The sequence below is a fragment of the Streptomyces sp. NPDC045899 genome (genome assembly GCF_056431485.1).
In genome coordinates this window covers 315,860-324,136 of the sequence record NZ_JBWKKP010000009.1, presented here as the reverse complement: position 1 = coordinate 324,136, position 8,277 = coordinate 315,860, and the positions used below count along the sequence as shown (strand labels likewise).

The 8,277-nt window shown below is 71.8% G+C and carries 7 protein-coding genes; 2 read left to right on the top strand and 5 right to left on the bottom strand.

Going from position 1 to position 8,277, the window contains the following annotated elements; genetic code table 11:
- Positions 1 to 92: 92 nt before the first annotated feature.
- From AC07FT_RS16660 to leuA, 3 genes are all read right to left on the bottom strand, one after another.
- On the bottom strand, positions 93 to 2,264 hold the full coding sequence (locus AC07FT_RS16660; RefSeq protein ID WP_479176798.1) for an MMPL family transporter: 2,172 nt from the start codon (positions 2,262 to 2,264) through the stop codon (positions 93 to 95).
- Positions 2,265 to 2,402: 138 nt separating this feature from the next.
- On the bottom strand, positions 2,403 to 3,119 hold the full coding sequence (locus tag AC07FT_RS16655; RefSeq protein ID WP_254740342.1) for a TerB family tellurite resistance protein: 717 nt from the start codon (positions 3,117 to 3,119) through the stop codon (positions 2,403 to 2,405).
- Between the two features lie 210 nt (positions 3,120 to 3,329).
- Positions 3,330 to 5,105: a 2-isopropylmalate synthase gene (gene leuA / locus AC07FT_RS16650; RefSeq protein ID WP_479176797.1), complete on the bottom strand. Its 1,776-nt coding sequence runs from the start codon at positions 5,103 to 5,105 to the stop codon at positions 3,330 to 3,332.
- 323 nt (positions 5,106 to 5,428) lie between these two features.
- Between leuA and AC07FT_RS16645 the strand changes: the two genes are divergently transcribed.
- A complete protein-coding gene (locus tag AC07FT_RS16645) occupies positions 5,429 to 6,511 on the top strand; it encodes a M4 family metallopeptidase (protein ID WP_479176796.1) in 1,083 nt (360 codons plus the stop codon).
- A 27-nt stretch (positions 6,512 to 6,538) separates the two neighbouring features.
- The gene (locus AC07FT_RS16640; RefSeq protein ID WP_471204453.1) at positions 6,539 to 6,805 is read left to right on the top strand and encodes a protealysin inhibitor emfourin; all 267 of its coding nucleotides are present in this window, start codon (positions 6,539 to 6,541) and stop codon (positions 6,803 to 6,805) included.
- Between the two features lie 34 nt (positions 6,806 to 6,839).
- Here AC07FT_RS16640 and era read toward each other — a convergent pair whose 3' ends face one another.
- Together era and AC07FT_RS16630 are read right to left on the bottom strand one after the other, a co-directional pair.
- Entirely contained in the window at positions 6,840 to 7,832 is a 993-nt protein-coding gene (gene era / locus AC07FT_RS16635) for a GTPase Era (RefSeq protein ID WP_479176795.1), read from the bottom strand.
- Positions 7,833 to 7,919: 87 nt separating this feature from the next.
- Positions 7,920 to 8,270, bottom strand: coding sequence for a cytidine deaminase (locus tag AC07FT_RS16630; protein ID WP_254740352.1), 351 nt, complete (start codon positions 8,268 to 8,270; stop codon positions 7,920 to 7,922).
- Between the last annotated feature and the right edge of the window lie 7 nt (positions 8,271 to 8,277).

Genomic DNA, 8,277 nt, shown 5'->3' with positions numbered 1-8,277 from the left:
ATCCCCCCCACCCCCCTCCCCCCCCCCCTCCCCCCCCCCCCCCCCCCCCTCCCCCCCCCCCCCCCCCCCCCCCCCGGACCCGGTGGCTTCCGCTAGCCCCTTACGGCCGGTTCCGCCGGTGCTCCGGCCGCCGTGGAGCGGACGGCGGGGGCGGCCGGTCCGGTGGTGGCCGGTGTCCGGCGGAAGAGCGCCCCCGGCCACCACACCCACCGCTTCAGCAGCAGACTCGCCGAGGTCACCAGATAGGTCCGGACGAGGAAGGTGTCCAGCAGGACGCCGACCGCGACGATGAAGCCCATCTCGACCAGCATCACCAGCGGCAGCGTGGCCAGCACCGCGAAGGTCGCGGCCAGCACCAGCCCCGCCGAGGCGATCACCCCGCCGGTGGTCCGCAGCGCGGTGACGGCGGCCTCGGCGACCCCGGCCCCGCGCAGCGCCTCCTCCCGCATCCGGTGCATCAGGAAGATGCCGTAGTCGACGCCGAGGGCGACCAGGAAGACGAACGACAGCAGCGCGAGTCCCGGATCGACCCCGGGGAAGCCGAAGACGGGCTCGAAGACCATTCCGCCGAGCCCCATGGCCGCGGCCCACACCGCCACCACGGCCACCACCAGCACCAGTGGCGCGATCAGGCTGCGCAGCAGGGCTGCCAGGATCAGCAGGACGGCGATCAGCACCAGCGGGATGACCAGCATCCGGTCATGGGCGTTGGTGTCGTCGAGGTCGAGCTGCTGGGCACTGGGCCCGCCGACGAGCGCGTCGGCGCCGTCCACGCGGTCCAGCCCGGAGCGCAGCGCCTGGAGCGTGGCCGTCTCGCGCGCGGACTGCGGGGCGCCCTCGGCGAAGACGTCGATCTCGGTCCAGCCGCCGCCGCTGCGGCCCCGGGTGACGTCCGCGACGCCCTCGGTGCCGCGGGCCCGTGCCATCGCCTGGTCCGCCCGCGCGGTGCGCGCCAGCACGCTGATGGGCTGACTGCTGGCGTCCGGATAGGCGCGGGTGAGCGTCTCGGTCGCGACCACGGACTCGGGCTTGTCGGTGAAGGTGTCGTTCTGCTTGAGGTTGCCGGGCAGATTGAACACACCGAGGGCGAGCGCGCCCAGCAGCGCGGCGCCGCCGAGCAGCACCACCACGGGCCTGCGCCGCGCCGATTCGCCCATCGCCCCGAACAGCCCGCGCCCGGTGCGCGGCTCACCGCCGTGGACCGGGATCAGCGGCCAGAACACCCGGCGGCCCAGCAGCACCAGTACCGCGGGCAGCAGCGTCATCATCGCGGCCAGCGCACACACCACACCGACCGCGCCGACCGGTCCGAGACCGCTGCTGCTGTTGAGGTCGGCGGCGAGCAGGCACAGCAGTCCGGCGGCGACCGTCCCGCTGGAGGCGAGCACCGCCGGGCCGCAGCCGCGCAGCGCCTCGCGCATCGCGTCGTAGGGGGCCCGGTGGCGGCGCAGCTCCTCGCGGTAGCGGGACACGATCAGCAGCGCGTAGTCGGTGCCCGCGCCGAAGACCAGGACGGTCATCACCGAGGAACTCATACTGGTGACGACGAGGTCGAAGCCCTCGACGAGCCCGTAGACGACGCCCATCGCGGCCACCGCGGCGAACCCGACCACCACCAGCGGGATCAGCCACAGGAACGGGCTGCGGTAGGTGAGGATCAGCAGCACCGCCACCACGGCGGCGGTGGCGATCATCAGGGTGCCGTCGGTGGAGGCGAACACCTCCTGGGAGTCGGCCGCCAGCGCCCCGGGGCCGCCGACCCGCACGCTCAGCCCCCCGGGGTGGTCCTCGAGTCCGTCGCGGATCTCCTGGACGGCCTCCGCCCGGACCTTCTCGTCCGCGAGCCCGGTGAGCGCCATCGGGTACATCACGGTGGTGCCGTCCTCGGACGGGATCCCGCGGGGTGTCCGCTTCCCGACCAGTTCGTGGCCGCGCGCCACCTCGGCCACCTGTGCGCCCGCCGCCGCGCGGTCGGCGCGGGTCAGCCCGCCGTCGCGCCGGTAGACGAGGACGAGGTCGGTGGTGTCCCCGCCGGGCAGTTCCTCCTGGAGCCGGGCCACCTGGGTGGAGTCGGCCCCGGCCGGGAGGTAGTCGACGGCGGTGTCGCGTTTGGCGTCCTCCAGCTTCCCGGCGAACGGCACGGCGACGAGGAGCAGCAGCACCCAGGCGCCGATCACGGCCCAGGGAAGGGCACGGCGTCTGCCGGAGGCGGGTGTGGGTGGTTCGTCCGGCGCGGCCGGTATCCGCGGCGATGTGGTCTCCATGCCCCCAGACTTCCGCGGGAACGGGCCCGGATCCTCGCGCGCACGAGGGAGATCGCGGCTACTGCGGCGGTGGCGGTGGGACCGTGACTACTCCCCCGGGAGTACGCGGCCGGGCCCCGGCCGGAGTCGGGGCCGGGGTCAGAAGGGCGCGCGGGTGGCGGCCAGCAGCCGGGCGGTGTCCTCGGGACCGATCATCAGCGCACGTCCCACGGTCTCCAGGACAGCGCGCTCGGCCGGCCGGTAGGGCCCGTCGGCGACGGCGATCCGGGCGCCCTGGAGCAGGATGGCCTCACGGCCGGTGGGGGCCAGATGGGGCGCCAGGGGCTCCAGGGCCTCGTGGAGCTCGATGGCCAGCGCCGTGCCGCACGGGTCCAGGCCGTCGCGCTCCCCGGTGCCACAGGCGCCGGGGAGCCGGCCGGTGTCGGCGGCGAGGGCCTCGATCAGCGCGAGGAGCTGCTCCTCGCTGCAGTCGGCGAACCCGGCCGCGCGGACCGCGCCGACCGCGACCTGGCGGACCGCTGCCGCGTCGGTGCCGCCCGCGGCGAGCACCGCGAGGGCCACCGTGTGCACGGCGTCGCGCAGCATCGCGGAGAAGCGGGTGGTGGTGGGGTGGTCCAGTGTCTCGGTGCCGAACCGCCCGCAACAGGCGGCGCACTCGACGACAGGGGCGACCGGACCGCGGGGCAGCAGCGGCATACCGAGCACCACGATGCGGCGGCGGCCGGTGCGGCGGCGGTAGTTGCGGTCGCCTCCGCAGTCGGGGCAGAAGAACTCACCGTCACCGACGGTCCGCCACAGAGTGCGTACGCCTACCACACACAGGTCCCGGTCTCGTCGGGCACGCGCGTGCACCACGTCACACCTCCATAACGCTTCGGCCACTCTGCCGCGTTGACGTGATGCTAGCCACATCAATGATGTGACGTCAGTACCCCGAACGGAGACAACAGGCCAAACCCGGGGCCCCGCCCACCTCACGCGGTGGACGGGGCCCATGTGGGTGACGGGTCAACCGGCCCTTGCCGATGGGCCGGCCGGCCCTGGCGGCGGATCCTCCGCCGGAGGTCAGCGGCCCGCCCGGTTGACCGCCGAGACGACCGCCTTGAGGGAGGCGCGCACGATGTTGGCGTCGATCCCGACCCCCCACAGCACCTTTCCGTCGATCGCGCATTCGATGTAGGCGGCGGCCTGTGCGGTCGCGCCCTCGCTCAGGGTGTGCTCGGAGTAGTCCAGCAGCCTGACGTCCACGTCGATCCCGGCCAGGGCCTCGAAGAAGGCGGCCAGCGGACCGTTGCCGGAGCCGTTCAGCACCACCTCGGTGCCGTCCACGACGGCCTCCACGGTCAGTGCGTCGGTGCCCTCGGTGGTGGTGGAGGTCTGCGCCGAGCGCAGCGAGATCCGGCCCCACTGGTTGTCGTCCGTCGGCAGGTACTCGTCCTGGAAGACCGACCAGATCTGGGCCGGAGTGACCTCGCCGCCCTCGGCATCGGTCTTGGCCTGAATCGTCCTGGAGAACTCGATCTGCATCCGCCGCGGGAGATCCAGGTTGTGGTCGTTCTTCAGGACATAGGCGATGCCGCCCTTGCCGGACTGGGAGTTCACCCGGATGACGGCCTCATAGGAGCGGCCGACGTCCTTGGGGTCGATGGGCAGGTACGGGACCGCCCACTCGACGTCGTCGACGCTCTTGCCCTCTTCGGCGGCGCGCGTCTCCATCGCCTCGAACCCCTTCTTGATGGCGTCCTGGTGGGAGCCGGAGAAGGCGGTGTAGACCAGATCGCCCGCGTAGGGGTGGCGCGGGTGGATCTCCATCTGGTTGCAGTACTCGGTGGTACGACGGATCTCGTCGATCTGCGAGAAGTCGATCTGCGGGTCGACGCCCTGGGAGAACAGGTTCATGCCCAGCGTCACCAGGTCGACGTTGCCGGTGCGCTCGCCCTGCCCGAACAGACAGCCCTCGATCCGGTCGGCACCCGCCATGATCGCCAGCTCGGCGGCGGCGACGGCGGTGCCGCGGTCGTTGTGCGGGTGCACCGACAGGCAGACGTGCTCGCGCCGCGACAGGTGGCGCGACATCCACTCGAAGCGGTCGGCGTGGGTGGAGGGGGTGGAGCGCTCGACGGTGGCGGGCAGGTTCAGGATGATCTCGCGGCCGTCCTCGGGCTGCCAGACGTCCATCACGCCCTCGCAGACCTCCAGGGCGAAGTCCAGCTCGGTGTCGGTGAAGATCTCCGGGCTGTACTGGTAGCCGAAGGCCGTCCGGTCGTCCAGGATCTTCTCGGCGTACTCCACCACCAGCCGGGTGCCGTCCACCGCGATCTGCTTGACCTGGTCACGGCTGCCGCGGAAGACCACCCGGCGGAAGACCGGGGCGGTCGCGTTGTACAGGTGCACGGTGGCCCGGTGGGCGCCGCGCAGCGACTCCACGGTGCGCTCGATCAGCTCCTCGCGCGCCTGGGTCAGGACGGAGATCGTGACGTCCTCGGGGATCGCGTCCTCTTCGATGATCGACCGCACGAAGTCGAAGTCGGTCTGGCCGGAGGAGGGGAAGCCGACCTCGATCTCCTTGTAGCCCATGCGTACCAGCAGGTCGAACATCTCGCGCTTGCGGGCCGGGGACATCGGGTCGATCAGCGCCTGGTTGCCGTCCCGCAGATCGGTGGACAGCCAGCGCGGGGCGACGGTGATGCGGTTGTCCGGCCAGGTGCGGTCGGGGATGTCCACGGCCTCGTAGCGGCCGTAGCGGTGGATCGGCATCCCGGAGGGGCGCTGGGTGACGGTCGCGGCGGTGATCGGCGTGGGGCGACCGACGGAATGGCCGGGCGTATCGGAGTGAGTCATGACGCGTAGGGCTCCTCGTGAGTCCGCTGGACGAAGGTCCACTGGGCGGCCGACGGGGCGTAATCACCGCAACACCGAACTCCGCGGGGAGGGGGTCGGCCTACGACTACAGGCCCTCGCCGCGGCAGCTAAGAAGAAGCAGCCCGAAACGCATGATGGGAAGCAGCCTAACCGAGACCCGGCGGACGGGCGGGGCCGTATCACTATGCGGGACGGGGCATCCACCGCCGCGGTCCGCCGGGAATTACGGATCTACCACTCGATTTCATCAATCATGACCGCAAGGAGTGACAACCCCACAGCACAGTGCCACATTGCCAGGCATGGACGCCTACACGAACTCCCGCAGGGTCTTCTGCACGATCGTGCCCCCGCACGTCCTCGACAAGCTCTCCCACCACGACGATCCCCTGGTGGCCGGACCCGCCCGGCGCACCCTGGAGCGGGACGCCCTGGAGCGCACCCGGCGCCGGATCACCACCGTCCGCGGTGTCACCGCCACCCTGGAGGGGGCCCCGTCCAGCAAGCCGCGGCGCACCATCTACGACGCCGAGCACGAGACGCGGCTGCCGGGGAAGAAGGTGCGCGAGGAGGGCGGGACGGCCAGCGGTGACGAGTCGGTCAACCGCGCGTACAACGGCCTGGGCGCCACCTTCGAGCTGTTCCTCAACGCGTACGGCAGGCGCTCCATCGATGACTCGGGCCTCCCGCTGAACGCCAGCGTCCACTACAGCGAGGACTACAACAACGCCTTCTGGGACGGCGAGCAGATGGTCTTCGGCGACGGGGACGGCGAGATCTTCCTCGACTTCACCATCCCGGTCGACGTGATGGCCCACGAACTCACCCACGGCGTCACCCAGTACACCGCCAACCTGGAGTACTTCGGCCAGTCCGGCGCGCTCAACGAGTCCATGTCCGATGTCTTCGGCTCGCTGGTCAAGCAGCACGTACTCGGCCAGACCGCCGGGGAGGCCGACTGGCTGATCGGCAAGGGGCTGCTCGCGGAGCGGGTCACCGGGGTGGCGCTGCGCTCGATGAAGGCCCCGGGCACCGCGTACGACGACGACGTCCTCGGCAAGGACCCGCAGCCCGGCACGATGGACGACTTCGTGCACACCTCACGGGACAACGGCGGGGTGCACATCAACTCCGGCATCCCCAACCACGCCTTCTACCTCGCCGCCACGGCCCTCGGCGGCAACGCCTGGGAGCGTGCCGGGCAGATCTGGTACGACGTGCTCACCGGCGGCGATCTCGCCTCCGACGCCCAGTTCACCGACTTCGCCCAGCTCACGGTGGCCGCCGCGCAGTCCCGCTACGGCGAGGGCGATGAGCACACGGCGGTGCTGGAGGCGTGGGCCGGGGTCGGCATCACGGATCTGGGGGCGCGGGGCGAGCGCTAGGGCCCGCACTCGGGTAGTGATGGACCCATGCGTATCTCCGTCATCCGCACCGGCGGGTTCGCCGGTATCGAGCGCCGGGCCGAGCTGGACACCTCAGAGCGGCCCGACGCGACGCATCTGGCCGCCCTGGCCCACCAGGCCGTCGAGAAGGGCGCCGCGGCCGCTACCCGCGGCGTCCCCGACGGCTTCCACTACGAGATCACCATCGACGGCCGCACCGTCCATGTCGCGGACCCGCATTTGAGCGAGGCCCAGCGCGAACTGGTCCGCACGGTGCTCAAGGAGGGGGCGTAGCCGGCCCAGCGGCCGGGCGAGCCCGGCCGCTGGGCTAGAACCCCAGCCGACGGAGCTGCTTCGGGTCACGCTGCCAGTCCTTGGCGACCTTCACATGCAGATCGAGGAAGACCGGCGTACCGAGCAGCGCCTCGATGTGCTTGCGGGACTTGGTTCCGACGTCCTTCAGGCGTCGTCCCTTGGGGCCGATCACGATCCCCTTCTGGCTGGGACGCTCGATGAAGAGGTTGGCGTGGATGTCGAGCAGGGGCTTGTCCGCCGGACGGCCCTCGCGCGGCAGCATCTCCTCCACGACCACCGCGATGGAGTGCGGCAGCTCGTCCCGCACGCCCTCCAGCGCCGCCTCGCGGATCAGCTCGGCCACCATGATCTGCTCGGGCTCGTCGGTGAGGTCGCCCTCGGGGTAGAGCGCCGGGCCCTCGGGCAGCAGCGGAACCAGCAGATCGGCCAGCAGGCCCACCTGACCGGCACCGCGCGCCTCCGCGCCCTTCTCGGCGTCCACCGCCGAGACCGGGATGATCTCCGCCCATTCGAAGCCCAGCTCGGTGCCGAGCCGGTCGACGGCCAGCAGCTGCTGGGCCAGCTGCTGGGGCTCGACCAGGTCGGTCTTGGTGACGATCGCGACCTTGGGGGTCTTCTTGATCCCGGCCAGCTCGGTGGCGATGAAGCGGTCGCCGGGGCCCAGCTTCTGGTCGGCGGGCAGACAGAAGCCGATCACGTCCACCTCGGCCCAGGTGGTCCGCACGACGTCGTTGAGCCGCTCCCCGAGCAGGGTGCGCGGCTTGTGGAGACCGGGGGTGTCGACGAGCACCAGCTGCGCGTCGGGCCGGTGCACGATGCCGCGCACGGTGTGCCGGGTGGTCTGCGGGCGGTTGGAGGTGATCGCGACCTTCGTCCCCACCAGAGCGTTGGTGAGGGTCGACTTGCCGGCGTTGGGACGACCGACGAAACAGGCGAAGCCCGAGCGGTGCGGGGTCTCCGCCGGCTCGGACGGGGACGGAGGGGTACGGACACTCATGGCGCCCATTCTCCCCGATGCCCCGGCCCACTCGAACCAGCCCGCCGGACCGGCCGGTCCGGCGGGTGCGGAGGGGCCGTGGCGGCGGCCCCGCCGTCAGGCCGGGAAAGTGCCGCGCACGGTGCCGTCCGGGCCGGCCAGCAGGACCGGCGTACCGGCTCCGCCCAGGTCACGTACGGCCGCGCGGTCCTCGTCGGAGGCGGTTTCGGCCTCGGTCACCACGGCCGCGGCCTCCAGGGACTTGGCACCGCTGGCGACGGCCATCGCGACGGCGGTCCGCAGCGCGCTCAGCCGGAGGGAGTCCAGTGCGACGGTACCGGCCACATACGTGCGGCCCGTCTCATCGCGCACGGCGGCGCCCTCGGCCACCCCGTTGCGGGCCCGCGCCGAGCGGGCCAGCGTGACGATCTTGCGGTCTTCCGGGTCCAGCTGCGCTGCTTCGCTCATGCGGATG

Coding starts and splice junctions, on each gene's coding strand:
- leuA (WP_479176797.1), bottom strand. CDS start 5,105: ATGACTCACTCCGATACGCCCGGCCATTCCGTCGGTCGCCCCACGCCG.
- AC07FT_RS16660 (WP_479176798.1), bottom strand. CDS start 2,264: ATGGAGACCACATCGCCGCGGATACCGGCCGCGCCGGACGAACCACCC.
- era (WP_479176795.1), bottom strand. CDS start 7,832: ATGGGCGCCATGAGTGTCCGTACCCCTCCGTCCCCGTCCGAGCCGGCG.
- AC07FT_RS16630 (WP_254740352.1), bottom strand. CDS start 8,270: ATGAGCGAAGCAGCGCAGCTGGACCCGGAAGACCGCAAGATCGTCACG.
- AC07FT_RS16645 (WP_479176796.1), top strand. CDS start 5,429: ATGGACGCCTACACGAACTCCCGCAGGGTCTTCTGCACGATCGTGCCC.
- AC07FT_RS16640 (WP_471204453.1), top strand. CDS start 6,539: ATGCGTATCTCCGTCATCCGCACCGGCGGGTTCGCCGGTATCGAGCGC.